This window comes from Pseudomonas sp. GP01-A4 (assembly GCF_058780865.1).
Map to the genome: position 1 here is coordinate 1 of NZ_JBYSWF010000032.1, position 18,883 is coordinate 18,883.

General features: G+C 61.6%; 17 protein-coding genes. 8 read left to right on the top strand and 9 right to left on the bottom strand.

Features of this window, described 5'->3' with window-relative positions:
• The first annotated feature begins 231 nt into the window (after nt 1–231).
• The 5 genes from AC3WKX_RS18545 to AC3WKX_RS18565 all read left to right on the top strand — a co-directional run bounded on the left by AC3WKX_RS18545 (nt 232) and on the right by AC3WKX_RS18565 (nt 5,576).
• Nucleotides 232–1,272 (top strand): WD40/YVTN/BNR-like repeat-containing protein, encoded by a 1,041-nt coding sequence (locus AC3WKX_RS18545; RefSeq protein WP_256579776.1) that lies wholly within the window; start codon nt 232–234, stop codon nt 1,270–1,272.
• Between the two features lie 15 nt (nt 1,273–1,287).
• Nucleotides 1,288–3,663 carry an efflux RND transporter permease subunit gene (locus AC3WKX_RS18550; RefSeq protein WP_003211205.1) on the top strand — a complete coding sequence of 792 codons (2,376 nt, stop codon included), beginning with the start codon at nt 1,288–1,290 and terminating at the stop codon, nt 3,661–3,663.
• Nucleotides 3,664–3,781: 118 nt separating this feature from the next.
• Complete coding sequence (locus AC3WKX_RS18555) at nt 3,782–4,078, top strand: DUF5629 family protein (protein ID WP_008435940.1); 297 nt, start codon at nt 3,782–3,784, stop codon at nt 4,076–4,078.
• Entirely contained in the window at nt 4,065–5,240 is a 1,176-nt protein-coding gene (locus AC3WKX_RS18560) for a lactonase family protein (protein ID WP_008435939.1), read from the top strand. Before AC3WKX_RS18555 ends, AC3WKX_RS18560 begins: the two co-directional genes overlap by 14 nt.
• Nucleotides 5,241–5,396: 156 nt before the next feature.
• Nucleotides 5,397–5,576 carry a hypothetical protein gene (locus AC3WKX_RS18565; RefSeq protein ID WP_003211212.1) on the top strand — a complete coding sequence of 60 codons (180 nt, stop codon included), beginning with the start codon at nt 5,397–5,399 and terminating at the stop codon, nt 5,574–5,576.
• Nucleotides 5,577–5,707: 131 nt separating this feature from the next.
• Here the strand turns inward: AC3WKX_RS18565 and AC3WKX_RS18570 are convergent, their stop codons facing one another.
• From AC3WKX_RS18570 to trhP, 4 genes are all read right to left on the bottom strand, one after another.
• The gene (locus AC3WKX_RS18570) at nt 5,708–6,301 is read right to left on the bottom strand and encodes a glutathione S-transferase (RefSeq protein WP_102604850.1); all 594 of its coding nucleotides are present in this window, start codon (nt 6,299–6,301) and stop codon (nt 5,708–5,710) included.
• A complete protein-coding gene (locus AC3WKX_RS18575) occupies nt 6,298–9,936 on the bottom strand; it encodes an AAA family ATPase (protein ID WP_102604851.1) in 3,639 nt (1,212 codons plus the stop codon). Before AC3WKX_RS18575 ends, AC3WKX_RS18570 begins: the two co-directional genes overlap by 4 nt.
• Entirely contained in the window at nt 9,933–11,174 is a 1,242-nt protein-coding gene (locus AC3WKX_RS18580; protein WP_102604852.1) for an exonuclease SbcCD subunit D C-terminal domain-containing protein, read from the bottom strand. Before AC3WKX_RS18580 ends, AC3WKX_RS18575 begins: the two co-directional genes overlap by 4 nt.
• Nucleotides 11,175–11,365: 191 nt before the next feature.
• Nucleotides 11,366–12,685, bottom strand: a complete 1,320-nt coding sequence (gene trhP / locus AC3WKX_RS18585; RefSeq protein ID WP_008435935.1) for a prephenate-dependent tRNA uridine(34) hydroxylase TrhP — start codon at nt 12,683–12,685, stop codon at nt 11,366–11,368.
• 149 nt (nt 12,686–12,834) lie between these two features.
• On the opposite strand from trhP, the gene AC3WKX_RS18590 reads away from it, so the two are divergent.
• Nucleotides 12,835–13,896 carry an AI-2E family transporter gene (locus AC3WKX_RS18590; protein WP_003211223.1) on the top strand — a complete coding sequence of 354 codons (1,062 nt, stop codon included), beginning with the start codon at nt 12,835–12,837 and terminating at the stop codon, nt 13,894–13,896.
• Here AC3WKX_RS18590 and AC3WKX_RS18595 read toward each other — a convergent pair.
• From AC3WKX_RS18595 to AC3WKX_RS18605, 3 genes are all read right to left on the bottom strand, one after another.
• Complete coding sequence (locus AC3WKX_RS18595; protein ID WP_003211225.1) at nt 13,893–14,072, bottom strand: hypothetical protein; 180 nt, start codon at nt 14,070–14,072, stop codon at nt 13,893–13,895. The two genes, AC3WKX_RS18590 and AC3WKX_RS18595, sit on opposite strands and share 4 nt — an antisense overlap.
• Nucleotides 14,073–14,175: 103 nt before the next feature.
• Entirely contained in the window at nt 14,176–14,370 is a 195-nt protein-coding gene (locus AC3WKX_RS18600) for a hypothetical protein (RefSeq protein ID WP_003211226.1), read from the bottom strand.
• 232 nt (nt 14,371–14,602) lie between these two features.
• On the bottom strand, nt 14,603–14,956 hold the full coding sequence (locus AC3WKX_RS18605; RefSeq protein ID WP_008435927.1) for a hypothetical protein: 354 nt from the start codon (nt 14,954–14,956) through the stop codon (nt 14,603–14,605).
• 241 nt (nt 14,957–15,197) lie between these two features.
• Between AC3WKX_RS18605 and AC3WKX_RS18610 the strand changes: the two genes are divergently transcribed.
• Nucleotides 15,198–16,016, top strand: coding sequence for a shikimate 5-dehydrogenase (locus AC3WKX_RS18610; protein ID WP_102604853.1), 819 nt, complete (start codon nt 15,198–15,200; stop codon nt 16,014–16,016).
• 167 nt (nt 16,017–16,183) lie between these two features.
• Here the strand turns inward: AC3WKX_RS18610 and AC3WKX_RS18615 are convergent, their stop codons facing one another.
• Nucleotides 16,184–16,831, bottom strand: coding sequence for a YceH family protein (locus AC3WKX_RS18615; protein WP_003211232.1), 648 nt, complete (start codon nt 16,829–16,831; stop codon nt 16,184–16,186).
• Between the two features lie 126 nt (nt 16,832–16,957).
• Here AC3WKX_RS18615 and AC3WKX_RS18620 point away from each other — a divergent pair, with 126 nt between their 5' ends.
• Nucleotides 16,958–17,467, top strand: coding sequence for a DUF1993 domain-containing protein (locus tag AC3WKX_RS18620; RefSeq protein ID WP_003211233.1), 510 nt, complete (start codon nt 16,958–16,960; stop codon nt 17,465–17,467).
• Between the two features lie 69 nt (nt 17,468–17,536).
• Here AC3WKX_RS18620 and sstT read toward each other — a convergent pair whose 3' ends face one another.
• A complete protein-coding gene (gene sstT, locus AC3WKX_RS18625; RefSeq protein WP_102604854.1) occupies nt 17,537–18,757 on the bottom strand; it encodes a serine/threonine transporter SstT in 1,221 nt (406 codons plus the stop codon).
• Nucleotides 18,758–18,883 lie beyond the last annotated feature (126 nt).

The window sequence follows — 18,883 nt, forward strand, 5'->3', positions numbered from 1 at the left end:
CCCCAACAGCCCCCCACCACGGATCACCGCCGCTGATAGCACTACATTCAGCACCGGCCCAACCCCCTCCAGTTAACAAAACATAACGTAGCGCCGATTGTCAGACGATTCCAAAGCCCGCTAGGATGGCCCAGCTTGCCCAAGGCGCTCTAGATTGCAGGTTTCAGGGCTCCCCACGGCAAGACGACCTAACAATAATAAATGGGAGAAAGGTCTATGAGTGAGCCTGTCATGGGTGTGGTGTTTTTCCGCCCGAAGGCCACGCGCAGGGTCGCATTGCTGGCCACAGCGCTCTCGTTGCTGGGGGGTGTCGCGTTGTCGACACCGGCCCATGCCGCCACAGAAACCACCGCCGCCGCGGTGTTCGCCATTGACTCCCCCAAGGCCGCCAAAAGCCTGATGATCGACGTGGTCCACGCAGGCAAGCGCCTGGTCGCGGTCGGTGATCGCGGGCACATCCTCTATTCCGACGACCAGGGCGCCACCTGGACTCAAGCCAAAGTCCCCACCCGGCAACTGCTGACCGCCGTATTTTTCGCCGACGACCAACACGGTTGGGCGGTGGGCCATGACGCACAGATCCTCGCCACCACCGACGGCGGCGTGACCTGGACCCAACAATTCCAGGACCTCAAGCGCGAAGCACCGCTGCTCGACGTCTGGTTCAAGGACGCCAGCAACGGCTTTGCCGTGGGTGCCTACGGTGCGCTGATCGAAACCACCGACGGGGGCAAGACCTGGAACGACGTCAGCGACCGCCTCGACAACGAAGACCAATACCACCTCAACGCCATCGCCCAGGTGAAAGATGCCGGGCTGTTTATCGTCGGTGAGCAGGGCAGCATGTTCCGCTCCCATGACGAGGGGCAAACCTGGGAAAAACTCGAAGGCCCCTACGAGGGCTCGCTGTTCGGCGTGATCGGCACCGCCCAGGCGCAGACGCTGTTGGCCTACGGCCTGCGTGGCAACCTGTTCCGCTCCACGGATTTTGGCAGCACCTGGGAGCCGGTGGAGCTGAACGCCACTCGTGGCGCGCTGGAATTCGGTTTGTCGGGGGCGACCCTGCTGGACGACGGTTCCATCGTGGTAGTGGGCAACGGTGGCAGCGTGGTGGTCAGCCACGACGACGGCCTGACCTTCAGCGTATTCAATCGCCCGGACCGCATTTCGCTGTCGGCGGTCACCGCGGCGGGCAACGGCAACTTGATTCTGGCGGGGCAGGGCGGCGTTCGCGTGGCCAGTCCAACCGGCGCCGAGCCGACAAAACAATAAGAAGGCGGGGACACAATGAGCAGTCATCATAACGACAAGGCCACGTTTCTCGAGCGCCTGATTTTCAATAACCGCCCGGCAGTCATCACGATCTGCCTGCTGGTGAGTATTTTCCTGTTCTGGCAGGCGACGTTGATTCGCCCGTCCACCAGCTTCGAAAAAATGATCCCCCTCCAGCACCCCTTCATCGAGAGGATGATGGAGCACCGCAACGACCTGGCGAACCTGGGCAACACGGTGCGCATTTCGGTGGAGGCCAAGGACGGTGACATCTTCACGAAGGAGTACATGGAGACCCTGCGCCAGATCAACGACGAGGTGTTCTACATCTCCGGCGTCGACCGCTCCGGGCTCAAGTCCCTGTGGAGCCCCAGCGTGCGCTGGACCGAAGTTACCGAAGAAGGCTTTGCCGGCGGTGAAGTGATCCCGCAGAGCTACAACGGCTCGCCGGAAAGCCTCGACCAGTTGCGCAACAACGTGCTGAAGTCCGGGCAGGTCGGGCGGTTGGTGGCCAACGACTTCAAGTCGAGCATCGTCGACATTCCGCTGCTGGAGTCCTATCCGGACCCACAGGACCAGGGCAAGCTGCTGGCCCTGGACTACCGCAAGTTCTCCCATGAGCTCGAAGACAAGATCCGCGACAAGTTCGAAGCGCAGAACCCCAACGTCAAGATCCACATTGTCGGTTTTGCCAAGAAGGTCGGCGACCTGATCGACGGCCTGGTGATGGTGGTGATGTTCTTCGGTATCGCCTTCGTCATCACCCTGGTGCTGCTGCTGTGGTTTACCAACTGCCTGCGCAGTACCGTCGCGGTGTTGAGCACCACGCTGGTGGCGGTGATCTGGCAGCTCGGGCTGATGCATGCCCTGGGTTTCGGGCTGGATCCCTACTCGATGCTCGTGCCGTTCCTGATCTTCGCCATCGGTATTTCCCACGGCGTGCAGAAGATCAACGGCATCGCCCTGCAATCCAGTGATGCCGACAACGCCCTGACCGCCGCTCGGCGTACGTTCCGCCAGTTGTTCCTGCCGGGCATGATCGCGATCCTCGCCGATGCGGTCGGTTTTATCACCCTGTTGATCATCGATATCGGCGTGATCCGCGAGCTGGCAATCGGTGCTTCGGTGGGTGTGGCGGTCATCGTGTTCACCAACCTGATCCTGCTGCCGGTGGCGATCTCCTATGTCGGCATCAGCAAACGCGCCATCGCCAAGAGCAAGAAGGATGCGCACCGCGAACACCCGTTCTGGCGCCTGCTGTCGAAGTTCGCCAGCCCCAAGGTCGCGCCGGTGTCGATAGCCCTGGCGCTGATCGCCTTCGGTGGCGGCCTCTGGTACAGCCAGAACCTGAAGATCGGTGACCTCGACCAGGGTGCACCGGAGCTGCGCCCGGACTCGCGCTACAACAAGGACAACAACTTTATCATCAACAACTACTCCACCAGCTCCGACGTGCTGGTGGTGATGGTCAAGACCCCGCCCGAAGGCTGCTCGCGGTATGAAGCCATGGCGCCCATCGACCAGTTGATGTGGAAGATGCAGAACACCGAAGGCGTGCAGTCGGCCATCTCGCTGGTGACCGTGTCCAAGCAGATGATCAAGGGCATGAACGAGGGCAACCTGAAATGGGAAACCCTGTCGCGCAACCCGGACGTGCTGAACAACTCCATTGCCCGTGCCGATGGCCTGTATAACAACAATTGCTCCCTGGCGCCGGTGCTGGTGTTCCTCAACGACCACAAGGCCGAAACCCTCGACCGCGCGGTGCATGCAGTGCAGGACTTCGCGAAAGAGAACAACAAGGACGGCCTGGAATTCATCCTCGCCGCCGGTAACGCCGGGATCGAGGCGGCCACCAACGAGGTGATCAAGGAGTCCGAGCTGACCATCCTGATCCTGGTGTACCTGTGCGTGGCCACCATGTGCATGATCACCTTCCGCTCGTGGGCGGCGACCCTGTGCATCGTGCTGCCGCTGGTGCTGACCTCGGTGCTGGGCAACGCGCTGATGGCGTTCATGGGCATCGGTGTCAAGGTCGCGACCTTGCCGGTGGTGGCGCTGGGGGTGGGGATTGGCGTGGACTACGGCATCTACATCTACAGCCGCCTGGAGAGTTTCCTGCGGGCCGGCCTGCCGTTGCAGGAAGCCTATTACCAGACGCTCAAGTCCACCGGTAAAGCCGTGCTGTTCACCGGCCTGTGCCTGGCAATCGGCGTATGCACCTGGATCTTCTCGGCCATCAAGTTCCAGGCCGACATGGGGCTGATGCTGACCTTCATGCTGCTGTGGAACATGTTCGGCGCGCTGTGGCTGCTGCCGGCGCTGGCACGCTTCCTGATCAAGCCCGAGAAGCTGGCGGGGCAGAAGGGCAATTCGCTGTTCGCCCACTGATCCAACGCTGTTTGCCAAAACGCCGTGGCCTGTGCCACGGCGTTTTGCATTGCGCGGGCTTAGGCCGATGCAACGATTTGACCTATCATGAGGTCTTTCCTCTTGATGATTGATGGTTATGACTGCCGACACCGCTACCTTGCCCGACGCTTTTGAAGACTGCCAGATGGTCGAAATCGATGGCCTGCACAGCTTCGATTTCAGCCTGGATGACCAGACGTTATTGATCATCTGCATGGACGGTCGCGTCGAGAAGCGCTGGAGTTTCACCCTGGAGCAAGTCAAGGCGGCGACCTTTGATCAAACCCTGCAAAGCTGGACACTTACCGATGACAAGGGCGAACACCGCCTGGTCTGCATGAGCGGCGTCACCGGCAACAATAATGACGAGGATGAAGCGGATGATGATGCGTAAATTCTGGCCCCTGCTGATGGCCGGCAGCGTAGGCGCAATGTCGGTCCAGGCCGCGCCGGTGGACACCTATGAATTGCTCGTTGGCAGCTACACCGCCGGCACCAGCGAAGGTATCTACCGTTTGCAGTTCGACAGCCGTACCGGGCAGTTCAGCGGCCAGCCGGTGCTCGCCGCCAAGGCGGCCAACCCGTCGTGGCTGACCCTGTCCAAGGACCAGAAGCACCTGTTTGTGGTCAACGAAAACGGCCCGGGCCAAAAAGACCCGGTGGGGCGCGTCAGCAGCTACAGCATCGACCCGAAGAACCATCAACTGACCCTGATCAACCAGGTGCAGAGCCTGGGCAACGAGCCGACCCATTCCAGCCTGGCCAGTGACGGGCGCTACCTGTTCGTGGCCAACTATTCGGTGCTGGAAGATCCGGGCGGCAGCCTCGCGGTGCTGCCGCTAGACACCGAAGGCAAGCTGTCGCCGCCGGTGCAGTTGAGCGGGCACCCGGCCAGCCGGGTCAACCCGGAGCGCCAGGCGTCCAACCACGTGCATTCGGTGGTGTCTTCGCCGGACGGCAAATACGTGTTTGTCCAGGACCTGGGGGCGGACAAGATCTTTGCCTACCACTACGACCCCAAGGCCAACCATGAACTGCCGCTGACCCCGGCCGACCCTGCGTTTGTGCAATTGCCACCGGGCAGCGGCCCGCGGCACCTGCTGTTCACCGCAGACGGCAAGCACGCGTGGCTGACCACCGAGATGAGCGCGCAAGTGGCGGTGTTCGACTACAACGATGGCAAGCTGACCCAGAAGCAACTGGTCAACTTCGCGGATGGCCAGCCGGTGTCCGACAAGGCCGGTGCTGCACTGCACACCTCAAGCGACGGCAAGTTCCTCTACGTGAGCAACCGTGGCACCGCCAACCAGATGCTGGTGTTTGCCATCGACCCGGCCACTGCGCAGCTCAAAGAGATCCAGCGCCGATCGGTGGAAGGTGACCATCCCCGGGAGTTCGCCCTGGACCCCAGCGGCAAGTTCCTGCTGATCGCCAACCAGAAGAGCAACGAGATTGTGGTCGTCGAGCGCGATCCCAAGACCGGTCTTTTGGGCAAGACCGTGCAGAAACTGGCGATTGATGCCCCCAGCGACCTCAAGTTCCTGGTGCGGCAATAAGCCACAGGCCCCGCAGTGCGGGGCCTGACTTGTTGTATTAATACTATTAATAGCGGCTAGTGTTTCAATGAATTTCTAAGGCTAACCCCTCGGGCGTAAGTTTGGTTCCAAGGCCAACACAGGCCACCAAGCCAACCGAACACAAGGGTTACCGACATGAACTTCAATCTTTTCTCGATCATCGCCGCTTCCGCTGTTTCCGCCACCGTAGCGTTGCCAGCCAGCGCCAGTGTTGAAATCAGCAGCAAAAAAACCAGCACCAGCGCCTACACCCAGAAATACCTGCAACAAAGCGCCAACTTCTACGCAGCGCTGGACCACAAAATCCAGAACTGATCTTGAAGCTGATGAAGATCAAATGTGGGAGCGGGCTTGCTCGCGAAAGCGCCGGGTCAGTCTATACATGGGCTGACTGATACACCGCCTTCGCGAGCAAGCCCGCTCCCACATTTTGTCCTGCGACAGTCTCAGGTTTTTGCCATCACGGCGATGAACAACGGCGATTCCAGGAAGCGTTGCAACCAGCCCTGCAATCGCGGATAGGGCGCCTGGCCAAACCACTCCCGATCCACATGGGCAAACTGCCGCACAAACGGTGCAAGTGCCACATCCGCCAGGCTCAAATGCCCGGCCAGCAAATACTCCCGCTCCGCCAGCAACCCCTCCAGCTTCATCAAAAATACCTCACCCTCGGCCCGATAATGCTCCATCGGATACTCCGGATAGCGCTCGGCATACTTGTATCGATTCAATTGATGTTTGAAGCCCTGATCATTCTCTTCAATCAGCGCCTGCGTCGCCCGATCATCCCCAAGCAACCAACCCTCAGGATCGTTCTGTGCCAGTGCCCAGCGCATGATCGCCAGGCTTTCATCGATCACCCGGCCATCCACGCTCAGCACCGGCACCGTGCCTTTGGGTGACAACGTCAGCATCTCAGCCGGCTTGGCCTTGAGGCTGACCTCGATGATCTGCACCGCCACCCCTGAATACCGCAGGGCCATCCGCGCCCGCATCGCATAGGGGCAACGGCGGAACGAATACAACACGGCGTCGCTCACTTGACCTCCAGGGTGCTCAAGCCATTGCCCTGGCGCTTGACCTGAATCTGCACCGGAATCCGCTCGTGCATTTCCTGCACATGGGAAATCACCGCGACCTTGCGGCCCTGGGCCTGCAAGCCGTCGAGGGCGTCCATCGCCAGTTGCAGCGACTCGGGGTCGAGACTGCCGAAGCCTTCGTCGATAAACAGCGACTCGATCTTCAACGTGCTCGACGCCATCGACGCCAGGCCCAAGGCCAGCGCCAGCGACACCAGGAACGTCTCGCCGCCGGACAACGAGTGCACCGAACGCAGTTCGTCGCCCATCTCCGTGTCGAGTACCAGCAGGCCGAGCATGCTGCCGCCGCGCTTGAGGCGGTAGCGGCGCACCAGTTGGCGCAGTTGGACGTTGGCGTGGTGCACCAGCAGGTCGAGGTTGTAGGCCTGGGCGATCTTGCGGAAGGTATCGCCGGTGGCCGAGCCGATCAGCGCATTCAGGCGTGCCCAGCGTTGCCATTCTTCGTAGGCCTTGGCGATCTCGGCCGCCAAGGCCTGGTTGGCATCCTGGCGGCGCTGGTCGTCGGCCTGTTGGGCGCGCAGTTCGGCGCAGTGTTTTTCGCCAATGATCAGCGCGGCATTGAGTTCGGCCAGGGCGCTGTCCAGTTGCTCGGCGTCGAGGTTGCCGTTGTGCAGCGCCTGGTGATCCTTGAGCCGCTGTTCGCGCTCTTGCAGCAACACCTTGGCCTGCTCGATGGCTTTTTCGCTGTGTTGCAGTTGCTGGCGTAGCTCGGCCACCTGCGGCTCATCGAAGGCCACCAGGCGCGCCAGGCCTTCGTCATCGAGTTCCGGGTGCAACGCGCGCCAGTCGCTCAGGCGCGTAGTGAGGGCCGCGTGTTCGGTTTCCAGGGACTGTTGGCGTTCTTGCAGCGATTTGAGGTCGGCGGCCAGTTGGATCAACTGGTTGCGGGTGTCCTGCAACTGTTGGTTGGCCTCGGCCTCATGTTGCCGCGCCTGGTCGACGGCCAGGTCCAATTGCTGTTGCCAGTGTTCGGCGCTGGAGTTTTCGCCCAGTAGGCCGGCGAGTTTTTCCTTGGCGGCGTGTTGCAGGGCGCTCTGTTCGGCGAGCTGTTTGTGCAAAGTCTCCAGCTGCTGCTGGCGATGTTGCTGGCGGTCCTGCTCTTTCTCGATGGCTTGCTGGCGCTGCAGCTGCTCGGCCAATTCTTCCTTTTGGTTGTCGAGCTGTTCCAGGCGCTGGCTGACCTGCTGGTCGAGCAACATGAAGGTCGCCGCCGGCTCGCTGCGCAGGCCTTCGAGGGTCTCGGTGGGGAGCAGGCTGGCGAAGGCGTTGAGTTCTTCGTCCAGGCGTTCGCGGTCGTTGGACAGTTCCCGTTGCTGGTCGATCAGTAACTGGCGCGCCTGTTGGCTGGCGTCCTGGGCGGCTTGCAGTTGTTGCTGCAAACGCCCGGCGTTCTGTTGCAGGTTGAGCAGGGCGCCCTGGCGTTGCTCGTCCTGGGTGAGGCTCTGGCTGAGCTGGCTCAGTTGCTGGGCGAGCCAGGCGTCGCGCTTGGCCGCGTCCTGGTTGAACAGCGAGGCCGACAGCGGATGGGCTTCAAGGCTTGGCAGCAAGGCCTGCAACTGGCTGGCGAGTTGCTCCTGTTGTTGCAGGAATTCCTTTTGCTGGGCGATCAGGCCGCCCACTTCGCCACGCAGGTCAGTGAGTTTTTCCTTGAGCACATCCACGGCTTGCTGCGCGTTGGCTTCTTCGCTTTCGTCGTGGCGGGTCAGGCTTTGCAGCATGGCTTCGGGCTGGTGATACGGGTGCTCGACACTGCCGCACACCGGGCACGGCTGCTCATCCTGCAGCTGGCCGCGCAACTCTTCGACGCTGGCACTGCGGGCCAGGCGCTGGCGCTCCAGCAGTTGCTTGGTGACGGTCAGGGTCTGTTCGGCGACGGCCAGCTCGGCCTTGGCCTGCAAGCCGCTCTGGTTCAACAGTTCGCGTTGTTGCTGGGCGAGGGTCTGCTTTTGCGTCAGGGCCTGGCTCTGGCTGTCGAGTTGCTGATGGCTGTCCCACAGCCGCGCCAAGTCCTCAAACGCGCGATGTTGCTTGCGGTTGTCCTGGAGCAGGCTGCCGAGCAACTGGATCTGTTCGGCCACTGCATGGGGTTCGGCGCCGGCTTCGTGGTACAGCAGGTCAAGGGCTTCGCGTTGCTCGGTCCATTTTTCACCGAGACGGGTGGCGCGCTCTTCCAGTTGTGGCAGTTCGGCCTGGCCTTTATTGAGGCGATTGCCGATCAGCATCAGCTGTTGCAAGCGGTCGCGGTAGGCGCTCCAGGCCTCACTCAACGGCGCGAGGGCGGCGCTGCGTTCAAGCTCTGCGGCCAGCCTGTGCAGGCGCTCGGCGACAACTTTCTGCTTGTCGAGCAAGCCGGTCAACGTCGCCTGGCCTTCCACACAGGCAGCTTCGCCCAGCTGTTTCTCTTCGCTGCGTTTGGCCAGCTCGCGGGTCAAGTGGGCGAGGGTGGTTTGCTCCTCGAAGGCCTGGCGCAGCAAGGGCACAGCGTCGGCTTGCTGCTTGAGGGCCTGGGCGAGCGCGGCTTGCACGTCGGCCTGTTGCTGTTGCAGTTGGGTCTGGCGGGTGTGCAGCGCGGTTTGTTGCTCAAGGTGCTGCTGGATCTGCGCGGCAAGGGGCTGCAACTGCGTGGTCAGTTCGGCCTGGCGGGCGAAGTGGTGACGTTGCGGCGCCAGTTGTTCCAGGCGGCTGAGGTCCAGGCGCTGCGGGCCCTGGCTTTCCCAGTGTTGCTGGGCCTGTTGCAGTTGCTCGACCGCGCCTTGTTGGCGCTCCTGCCATTCCCGCAGTTCCTTCAGCCAGGTGTGCTGCAACTCGAGTTGCTTGAGTTGCGCCTGCTGGGTCTTGAGCTGTTGCTGTGCGGCGGCCAGCTGTTCGTCGAGTTCGGCGCGGGCCTCGGGGGCCAGCGGGGTGACGCCGGTGGCCTGGTCCTGCAGGTGTTTGTGGGCGTCCCGGGCGTCCTTGGCCTTGTCGAAGGCGCGGCGACCGAGCTGGGTGTAGAGCGCGGTGTCGGTGAGCTTTTCCAGCAGTTCGCTGCGCTCATTGTCGTTGGCCTTGAGGAACGCGCTGAACTCACTTTGCGCGAGCAACACGGCGCGGGTGAACTGCTCGAAGTTCAGGCCCAGGGCCAATTCCAGCTGGGTCTTGTATTCGGTTTTCTGGCTGGCCAGCAGTTGCTCGCTGTCCAGGTCGATCAGGCTTTGCCGGCTGGCTTGCAGCTTGCCGCTGGCCTTGTCCCGGGCGCGGTTGGCTTCCCAGCGGGCGCGGTAGCGACGGCCACTGACGCCGACAAAATCCACTTCGGCATAACCGCCGCCAGTGCCCCGGCGAATCAGGGTGCGTGGGTCTCCGATGGAAATATCGGTGTCGGCATCCGGCATTTTTGCCTGGCCGGTATCGCCCAGGCGCGGCACGGCGCCAAACAGCGCCAGGCACAGCGCATCGAGCAAGGTACTTTTACCGGCGCCGGTGGGCCCGGTAATCGCGAACAGCCCGGCGCTGGCCAGGGGCTCGGCGGTAAAGTCGATTTCAAACGGCCCGGCCAGGGAGGCAAGGTTTTTCAGGCGAATGGCGAGGATTTTCATGGCTGTTCGCCCTCCTGTTGCACTTCCTGGAGCAGCACGGCGAAGTCCTTCAGAGTCTGTTCGTCCACTTCACTGCCGTAGCTTTCCTGCCAGGCGCGGCTGAACAATTCCTGGGGTGTGAGCTGATCAAGTTCGATCAGGCGGTCTTCCTGACTGTCTTCGCGGCTGCCCGCGCCTGCGTATTCAGCGGCGATGCGCACCAGGCGCACGGCCTTGCCTTGCAGGGCGTTTTCCACCTGCTGGCGCAGGTCGGGTTGCGGTTCGTCGAGGCGCACCCGCACTTCCAGCCACGGTTGGCGCTGGGTTTCGGCCAGCAGGTCGATGTCGGGCAGGTCGGCCAGTTGCTTGAGGATGTCGGCCAGGGGCGCGGCTTCCAGGCGTTGCAGGTTGACCGAGCGCGGGATCAGGCGGGATTCGACGCTGACCAGGATTTCGCCGTCCAGTTGCACGTCGAGGATCTGGTGCTGGTAGCCGATTTCCGAGAATGACAGCGGAATCGGTGAGCCGCAGTAGCGAATCCGCTCCTCGCCATTCACCCGCTGGGGTTTATGCAAATGGCCGAGGGCCACATAGCTGACGCTGGCATCGAACAGGCTGGCGGGCAGCGCTTCGGCATTGCCGATGATCAGGCTGCGCTCGGAGTCTTCCGACACCGAGCCGCCGGCCATGTGCGCATGGCTGATGGCAACCAGTGCCTGGCCCGGCTGGCGCTTGGCATTGGCGGCAGCAATCAGCCACTCGTGAACCTGGCCGATGCCCCGCAGGTAATCGTCCCCCAGTTGGGCGCCGGTCACTTCGGCCGGGCGCAGGAACGGCAATGCCAGGCACCAGCCGGCAATTTCACCGTCGGCACCGGGCAATGGAATCAGCAGGCGTTCGACATCCAGTTGTCCGTCATCCAGCCACAGCACCCGGCCCAGGGCGTGGGTGCGCAGGCGGCGCATCAACGGCGCCGGCAGTTCGATGCGCGAGCCGGAGTCGTGGTTGCCGGCGATCATCACGATGGTCAGTGCAGGGTTTTGCTCATGGGCGCTGATGATGAAGTCGTACAGCCGCTCCTGGGCCTTGAGTGGCGGGTTGACCGTGTCGAAAATATCGCCGGCGATCAACAGCACGTCAGGGCGATGCAGGCCCAACTGGCCCAGCAGCCAGTCGAGGAAGCAGGCGTGTTCGAAGTCGCGTTCCTGGCCGTGCAGGTTTTGCCCAAGGTGCCAGTCGGAGGTATGAAACAGACGCAAGGCGATCTCCGTAAAAAAGAGGGTGACCGCTCAAGACAAGGTGGCGGTACGCAGAACCGCCAATTCTACTTTGCAAATGAACCTAGTGCGCGTACGCCCTGCTTTTTGTGGTGGGGGAGCTTGCTGTGGTGAGGGAGCAAGCTCCCTCACCACAACAAGCTGTCTCACACTCATTGAGGTGTCTGGCGAAGTTAAACGTCGCGCATCAAAAGGCCGAAACGCAGGTCCATCTCCGCCGGGATCGGCAAATACACCGTATGCCCGTCACCCGGCGCCACCGCGATGGCCTCGCCCTTGGCGTTGTGCAATGAGCCCAGGTCAAAGTGGAAATTCCCCGCCGGGGTCATCAGTTCCAGATGATTGCCCACGGCAAAACGGTTCTTGACCTTGACCTCGGCCAGCTCCCCGCGCCGTTCACCGGTCAGTTCGCCGACGAACTGCTGGCGTTCGGACACCGAGCTGCCGTTCTGATAGTTCTGATACTCATCGTGCACGTGCCGGCGCAGGAAACCCTCGGTGTAGCCGCGCTGGGCCAGGGATTCGAGGTTGGTCATCAAGCCCCGGTCAAAGTCGCGCCCGGCCACCGCGTCATCAATCGCCTGGCGATATACCTGGGTGGTGCGGGCGCAGTAAAAGTGGGATTTGGTGCGGCCTTCGATCTTCAACGAGTGCACGCCCATGCGCGTCAGCCGCTCGACGTGCTGCACCGCCCGCAGGTCCTTGGCGTTCATGATGTAGGTGCCGTGTTCATCTTCGAAGGCGGGCATCTGTTCGTCGGGGCGATTGGCCTCCTGCAGCAGGAACACCTGGTCGGTGGGCGCACCGAGGCCCAGGGTCGGCTCGGGCGCATAGTGCTGCACGATGTCGCCGGCGGCGTTTTCCACCGCAGGCGTCGCCTGGTATTTCCAGCGGCAGGCGTTGGTGCAGGTGCCCTGGTTGGCATCCCGCTTGTTCATGTAGCCCGACAGCAGGCAGCGCCCGGAATAGGCCATGCACAGCGCACCGTGCACAAACACTTCCAGCTCCATGGCGGGGACTTGCTGGCGAATCTCGTCGATTTCCTCCAGCGACAACTCCCGCGACAGGATGATCCGGCAGATGCCCTGCGCCTGCCAGAATTCGACGCTGGCCCAGTTCACCGTATTGGCCTGCACCGACAGGTGGATCGGCATGTGCGGGAAGTGCCGGCGCACCAGCATGATCAGGCCCGGGTCGGACATGATCAGCGCATCCGGGCCCATGGCGATCACCGGGGCAAGGTCCTTGAGGAAGGTTTTCAGCTTGGCGTTGTGAGGCGCTATGTTGACCACCACATAGAACCGCTTGCCCTGGGCCTGGGCTTCCTGGATGCCGAGGGCGAGGTTGGCGTGGTCGAACTCGTTATTGCGCACCCGCAGGCTGTAGCGCGGTTGCCCGGCGTAGACGGCATCGGCACCGTAGGCAAAGGCATAACGCATGTTTTTCAGGGTGCCGGCGGGGGCGAGCAGTTCGGGGGCGATAACGGGAGGCATGGGTTCGGGTCGCAAAAGGGCGGCAGGGTAGCCGGGCCGGGTGCGCAGTTTATTGATCCAGGTCTAATAAGTAGGGCACTCGCGGGATTTGCAGTGGACTAAACATCAAGGCGCACATGAGCGCCTGGTGTTTTAGACATGGACCGAACATGAACCAAACCAACCTGCAATTCAAAACCCTGCTGTTACTGCTCGCCCTGGTGACCATCGCGTTTATCTGGATTTTGCTGCCGTTCTACGGCGCGGTGTTCTGGGCGGTGATCCTGGGGATCATCTTTGCGCCGATGCAACGGCGCTTCCAGCAACGTTTTGGCTGGAACCGCAATCTCACATCCCTGGCAACCCTGACGGTGTGCCTGATAATCGCGATTCTGCCGGTGATCATCACCAGTGCCTTGCTGGTGCAGGAGGGCGCGACGCTTTACAAGAACGTCGAGAGCGGCAAGCTCGACGTTGCCGGGTATATCGAGCAGTTCAAGAACTTCCTGCCACCGTATTTCCAGCATCTGCTGGACCGCTTCGGCATGGGCAACCTGGAAGGCCTGCGGGAGAAGATCGTCAAGAGTGCGATGCAGGGCAGCCAGTTTTTTGCGACCCAGGCGTTCAGCTTCGGCCAGGGCACGTTTGATTTCCTGGTGAGTTTTTTCATCATGCTGTACTTGCTGTACTTCCTGCTGCGCGATGGCCCCGAGCTGGTGCGCAAGGTGCGCACCGCGGTGCCGCTGGCCGAACCGCAGAAGCGTCGCCTGCAATTGAAGTTCAACCGGGTGGTGCGTGCCACGGTGAAAGGCAACGTGCTGGTAGCGGTCACGCAAGGCGCGTTGGGTGGTTTGATCTTCTGGTTCCTGGACATTCCCAGCGCGTTGCTCTGGGCGGTGTTGATGGCGTTTCTGTCGCTGCTGCCGGCGGTGGGCGCGGGGATCGTGTGGGGGCCGGTGGCGGCGTACTTCCTGCTGAGCGGGTCGATCTGGCAGGGCGTGGTGCTCGGGTTGTTCGGGGTATTTGTGATCGGGCTGGTGGACAATGTGCTAAGGCCCATCCTGGTGGGCAAGGACACCCGCATGCCGGATTACCTGATCCTTATCTCAACCTTGGGCGGCCTGTCGATCTTTGGCTTGAACGGCTTTGTCATCGGGCCACTGATTGCTGCGTTGTTCATGTCCAGCTGGGCGCTGTTTGTGGAAACCAAACCGCGGGTGCAACTGCCTTAGGCATGAAAGCAATGCGCCATTTTGACCGACAGGGCCTGGGCGGCCGGTAGTGAAGTGAGTGGGCCGCTGATGGCTTCGCCATCGCGTACCAGGTACCAGCAGGCGAGTAGACCCAGCTCCCGGAGAGAGGCGGGAACGGCACTGCCGATGACAGACATGATTTGAATAGTGGGCATGATGACCTCCGATACGCTATGGAGGTGACATTACGGTGCGTGGGCCTTCAGGGAAAATCAACCTGCTCGATAGTCGACATCACTGTTATCGAGCGACCCTCAGTCAGTCGACCACCTGGTCGAGCATATGCACCACTTCCTGTTCACTGAGCAGGCCCTTGCGCACCAGGTTTTCCGTCAGCAAGGACAGGAACTTGGCGTTGCGATGGCCTTCCAGGGCCTTGAGCTCCGTCAGTACGCTATAGACCTTGCTCGAGGTGCAGAGGCCGGCGGTGCGATGTGGGTTTTGCGTGGGCATGGGCAATCGTCCTTGTTGTTATTGGTCGGACAGTGTTGATAGTGGAAGCCTTTTGAGACACAAACATGACAGCGCAGGCCCCGTTCGGGCAAGCGCCTATTGAGATCAATGATGTGGGATTTGGCCACAGCCATTGTCCTTATAACGACCTTGGCGAGATTTATTCAGACCTGCAGGCCAAAAAAAGGCCCCGCTTTTAGGGCGGAGCCTGTTCAGGTGTATCAGTTGAGGCTTACCAGCCGCGACCGTAATAGCCGTGTGGAGGGCCGTAGTAGCCGCGCGGTGGGCCGTAGTAGACCGGCGCCGGGCGATAATAAACCTGTTGTTGCACATACACAGGCGGTGGCGGTGCGTAGTAGACCGGCGGCGGAGCGGCATACACCGGCTGCGGCTGGACATACACCGGTTGTTGCACGTAGACCGGCCGCGATTGACTGGCGACGATCGAGCCGCCTACCACTGCACCAACAACGGCTCCCAGTGCGAGCGGAGCACCCCAACCACCACCGTGGGCGGAGGCCTGTCCTGCCATAGCGAGTGCGCCGATCAGCAAGGCGATCTTGGGGAGTTTACGAATCATGGTCATTCCTCGGTTAGCCCCTGCGCTCATGGTCTGCAATCAATCGACTCAAGGATTGTCGCGGGGATACTTTTAAGACAGCGTATTTCTAAAAAACAGCACAGCCGATAGGTAAAGGTTGTGTAAGGTCTGTATCGGTTGGCTTACACAAGTGGCCGGGCACAGTGCGTATGATCCATGACAACCCGCCGGCGCGGGTATTCCGTCTATCCGAAACCGCCTCTGGAATGGCTTCAAGGAGTTACCGATGCAGATGAACCCCAACAAGGACACCCAACTGTGCATGTCACTGTCGGCGCGCCCCGGGAACTTTGGCCTGCGCTTTCATAACCATCTGTACGAACAGTTGGGGCTGAATTTCTATTACAAGGCCTTCAGCAGCCAGGACTTGCCGGGCGCCGTGGGTGGCATACGTGCGTTGGGCATTCGTGGGTGTGGCGTGTCGATGCCGTTCAAGGAGGCCTGCATTGCCTTGGTGGACGAGCTGGATGCTTCAGCGCAGGCCATTGCGTCGATCAACACCATCGTCAACACCAACGGCCATCTGAAGGCTTACAACACCGATTACATCGCTATTGAGCAACTGCTGAAGAAGCATGCAGTGCCCAAGGACTCGACCTTTGCCTTGCGCGGCAGTGGCGGCATGGCCAAGGCCGTGGCCAGCGCATTGCGCAATGGTGGTTACGCCAAGGGCGTGATTGTGGCGCGTAATGAAGTGGCGGGCCCGGCATTGGCCCGGAGCCTGGGTTATGAATGGCAGGCGGAGTTGGGGGCTTTACGTCCGCAGATGCTGATCAACGTCACGCCGGTCGGCATGACGGGCGGGGCGGAAGCTGACCAGTTGGCATTTGAGGCCGACGCGATTGATGCGGCCGAAACGGTGTTCGATGTGGTGGCGATTCCCTCGGAAACGCCACTGATCCTGCGGGGCCGCGCTCAGGGCAAACACGTGATCACCGGTTTGGAAGTGATCGCCATCCAGGCCTTGGAGCAGTTTGTGCTGTACACCGGCGTACGGCCGACGGATGAGCAGTTTCAGGCGGCGGTGGCGTTTGCCCGAAGCTGAGCATCACCGCTGACATTTGTGGCGAGGGAGCTTGCTCCCGCTGGGTTGCGCAGCAGCCCCAAGAAAATGGGAGCGCTACGCACTCCAGCGGGAGCAAGCTCCCTCGCCACAGCAAGCTCCCTCGCCACAAAAGCTCCATCACCACAGAAGCCCACTCACCACAAACATTATTCGAGCCGCGAAAGGCGCTCTTCCAGCGCCGCAATCCGCGCTTCCAGCTCTTCGATACGCTCCAGGGAAACCCCACTTCCCGCACCACGCTCCACCGGATTCCCACGCGCCGCCAGGATCGCTTCAATGTCCGCCGGGTCGCCCAGGGCGTGCATGTACCGATCTTCCCGCTGCCCCGACTGACGCGGCACCAACAACGCCAGCCCACGGGCAATCAGGCGTTCCAGTTGATGCACCACCTGCTCGGCGTCTTCAAAGTCATGCATGCGCCCGCTGCGGGTCAGCAGTTCGTTGACCGTCTGCGGCCCCCGCAGGAACAGCAACCCGCTGAGAATCACCTGGGCCGGCACCAGCTCCAGCGCCTTGTCCACCCGATGCTCCCAGCGGTCGGCGCGGCTGCCCATCACCAGCCGGGTAAACCCGCGGCCTTCTAGGGCCCGCAGGCTCTGGCCAACCTGGCCCTGGCTGAGGTTCATCACCGGTTCGCGGCTGGTTTTCTGGTTACAGGCGATCACCAGCGCGTTGAGGGTCAACGGGTAGGTTTCGGGGCTGGTGGCCTGTTTTTCGATCAGGCAGCCAAGGATGCGGATTTCCGTGCTGTTCAGGCGCGGCTCTTCGGAAGTGGTGTCGTGCTCGGTGGTCATCGCGCTTTCCCTAATGCAGTGAGCTCACTAGCCTAATCCTGAAAAAATAAAAGACAAGCGGCGCCGGTGGCCGGCATGTCTATAATCGCGGCTGTTTCAAACCCTGCCACAACTGTCGAGACTGTCATGACTATTTCCCTGTACGCCGCTTCCCTCCCGGTCTTCAAGCAAATGCTCAACGCCCTGAGCGATGTGCTGAACAAGGCCGAGGCCCACGCCACCGCCAAGAACATCGACCCGAACGCCTTCCTGCAGGCACGCCTGTACCCGGACATGTTCCCGCTGGTGCGCCAGGTGCAGATCGCCGTCGACTTCGCCAAAGGCGTTTCTGCCCGCCTGGCTGAAATCGAAGTTCCGAAATACGACGATACAGAAGTCACCTTCGCCGACCTGCAAGCGCTGATCGCCAAGGTCCTGGCGTTTATCGACACCATCACCCCGGCCCAGGTCGACGGTAAAGAAGGCATCGAGATCATCACTCGCCCTGGCACCCCGAAAGAGAAGCGCTTCAGCGGCCAGTCGTACCTGCTGAGCTACGGCCTGCCGCAGTTCTTCTTCCACGTCACCACCGCTTACGCCTTGCTGCGTCACAACGGCGTGGAAGTGGGCAAGCGCGACTACATGGGCGCGTTCTAAGCCTTGTAATAAAAAGCCCGGGGCGGTTCATTCACGAACTGCCCCGGGCTTTTTTTGTGCGCGCAAGGTCTACGCGGCTTGTTCTTCCTTGCCCAGGCACGCGGCAGCGGTGAACAACACGTCGGTGGACGAGTTCAGTGCGGTCTCCGCCGAGTCCTGCAACACACCGATGATGAAGCCCACGGCCACCACCTGCATGGCGATTTCGCTGGGAATGCCGAACAGGCTGCACGCCAGCGGGATCAACAGCAGCGAGCCCCCGGCAACCCCCGACGCGCCGCAGGCACACACCGCCGCGACCACGCTGAGCAGCACGGCGGTGGGGATGTCCACGGCAATGCCCAGGGTGTGCACGGCGGCCAGGGTCAGCACGGTGATGGTGATGGCAGCGCCGGCCATATTGATGGTGGCGCCCAGCGGGATCGACACCGAGTACGTGTCTTCATGCAGGTCCAGGCGCTTGCTCAACGCCAGGTTGACCGGAATGTTGGCCGCCGAACTGCGGGTGAAAAACGCGGTGATCCCGCTTTCCCGCAGGCACATCAGCACCAGCGGGTAAGGGTTGCGGCGCAGCTTCCAGAACACGATGGCCGGGTTGATCACCAGCGCGACGAACAGCATGCAGCCGATCAACACCAGCAGCAGGTGTGCGTAGCCCAGCAGGGCGCCGAAGCCGGACGTGGCGAGGGTCGAGGCCACCAGGCCGAAAATCCCCAGGGGCGCGAAGCGGATCACCATGCGCACGATCAGCGTGACGCCGTTGGACAGGTCCCCCAGCACGGTGCGGGTGGTGTCGCTGGCATGGCGAATGGCGATGCCCATGCCGATGGCCCACGCCAGGATACCGATGAAATTGGCGTTCATCAGCGCGTTGACCGGGTTGTCCACCACGCTCAGCAACAGGCTTTGCAACACATCACCGATACCGCCGGGAGGGCTGACGGCCACATCGTGGGTGGCCAGCACCAGCGAGGAGGGGAACAGCGTGCTGGCGATCACCGCGACCACGGCGGCAGCGAACGTGCCCAGCAGGTACAGGAACAGGATCGGGCGGATATGGGTTTCCTGGCCGTGCTTGTGGCTGGCAATCGAGGCCATCACCAGCACAAATACCAGGATGGGCGCGACGGCCTTGAGCGCCGAGACAAAGACCTTGCCAATAAACCCGGTGGCTTGTGCGACGTCGGGCAACAGCAGGGCCAACAGGATACCGGCGATCAGGCCGATGACAATTTGGGTGACCAGGCTGATAGACATCAGGCGTTGAAAGAGGGAAGGGGCAGCAGTCATAAAAAGGTTGTCTCTGGTTTTTTTAATAGATGCAGCTAGGCAGCATGAATCTGGCAGGGGCGAAGTCTAACATCTGTAGGAAACGTCTAATCCGGGTGCGGCGTTCCGTCACCACGATGGGACACA

Coding starts and splice junctions, on each gene's coding strand:
- AC3WKX_RS18545 (WP_256579776.1), top strand. CDS start 232: ATGGGTGTGGTGTTTTTCCGCCCGAAGGCCACGCGCAGGGTCGCATTG.
- AC3WKX_RS18550 (WP_003211205.1), top strand. CDS start 1,288: ATGAGCAGTCATCATAACGACAAGGCCACGTTTCTCGAGCGCCTGATT.
- AC3WKX_RS18555 (WP_008435940.1), top strand. CDS start 3,782: ATGACTGCCGACACCGCTACCTTGCCCGACGCTTTTGAAGACTGCCAG.
- AC3WKX_RS18560 (WP_008435939.1), top strand. CDS start 4,065: ATGATGATGCGTAAATTCTGGCCCCTGCTGATGGCCGGCAGCGTAGGC.
- AC3WKX_RS18565 (WP_003211212.1), top strand. CDS start 5,397: ATGAACTTCAATCTTTTCTCGATCATCGCCGCTTCCGCTGTTTCCGCC.
- AC3WKX_RS18575 (WP_102604851.1), bottom strand. CDS start 9,936: ATGAAAATCCTCGCCATTCGCCTGAAAAACCTTGCCTCCCTGGCCGGG.
- trhP (WP_008435935.1), bottom strand. CDS start 12,685: ATGCCTCCCGTTATCGCCCCCGAACTGCTCGCCCCCGCCGGCACCCTG.
- AC3WKX_RS18590 (WP_003211223.1), top strand. CDS start 12,835: ATGAACCAAACCAACCTGCAATTCAAAACCCTGCTGTTACTGCTCGCC.
- AC3WKX_RS18595 (WP_003211225.1), bottom strand. CDS start 14,072: ATGCCCACTATTCAAATCATGTCTGTCATCGGCAGTGCCGTTCCCGCC.
- AC3WKX_RS18600 (WP_003211226.1), bottom strand. CDS start 14,370: ATGCCCACGCAAAACCCACATCGCACCGCCGGCCTCTGCACCTCGAGC.
- AC3WKX_RS18605 (WP_008435927.1), bottom strand. CDS start 14,956: ATGACCATGATTCGTAAACTCCCCAAGATCGCCTTGCTGATCGGCGCA.
- AC3WKX_RS18610 (WP_102604853.1), top strand. CDS start 15,198: ATGCAGATGAACCCCAACAAGGACACCCAACTGTGCATGTCACTGTCG.
- AC3WKX_RS18615 (WP_003211232.1), bottom strand. CDS start 16,831: ATGACCACCGAGCACGACACCACTTCCGAAGAGCCGCGCCTGAACAGC.
- AC3WKX_RS18620 (WP_003211233.1), top strand. CDS start 16,958: ATGACTATTTCCCTGTACGCCGCTTCCCTCCCGGTCTTCAAGCAAATG.
- sstT (WP_102604854.1), bottom strand. CDS start 18,757: ATGACTGCTGCCCCTTCCCTCTTTCAACGCCTGATGTCTATCAGCCTG.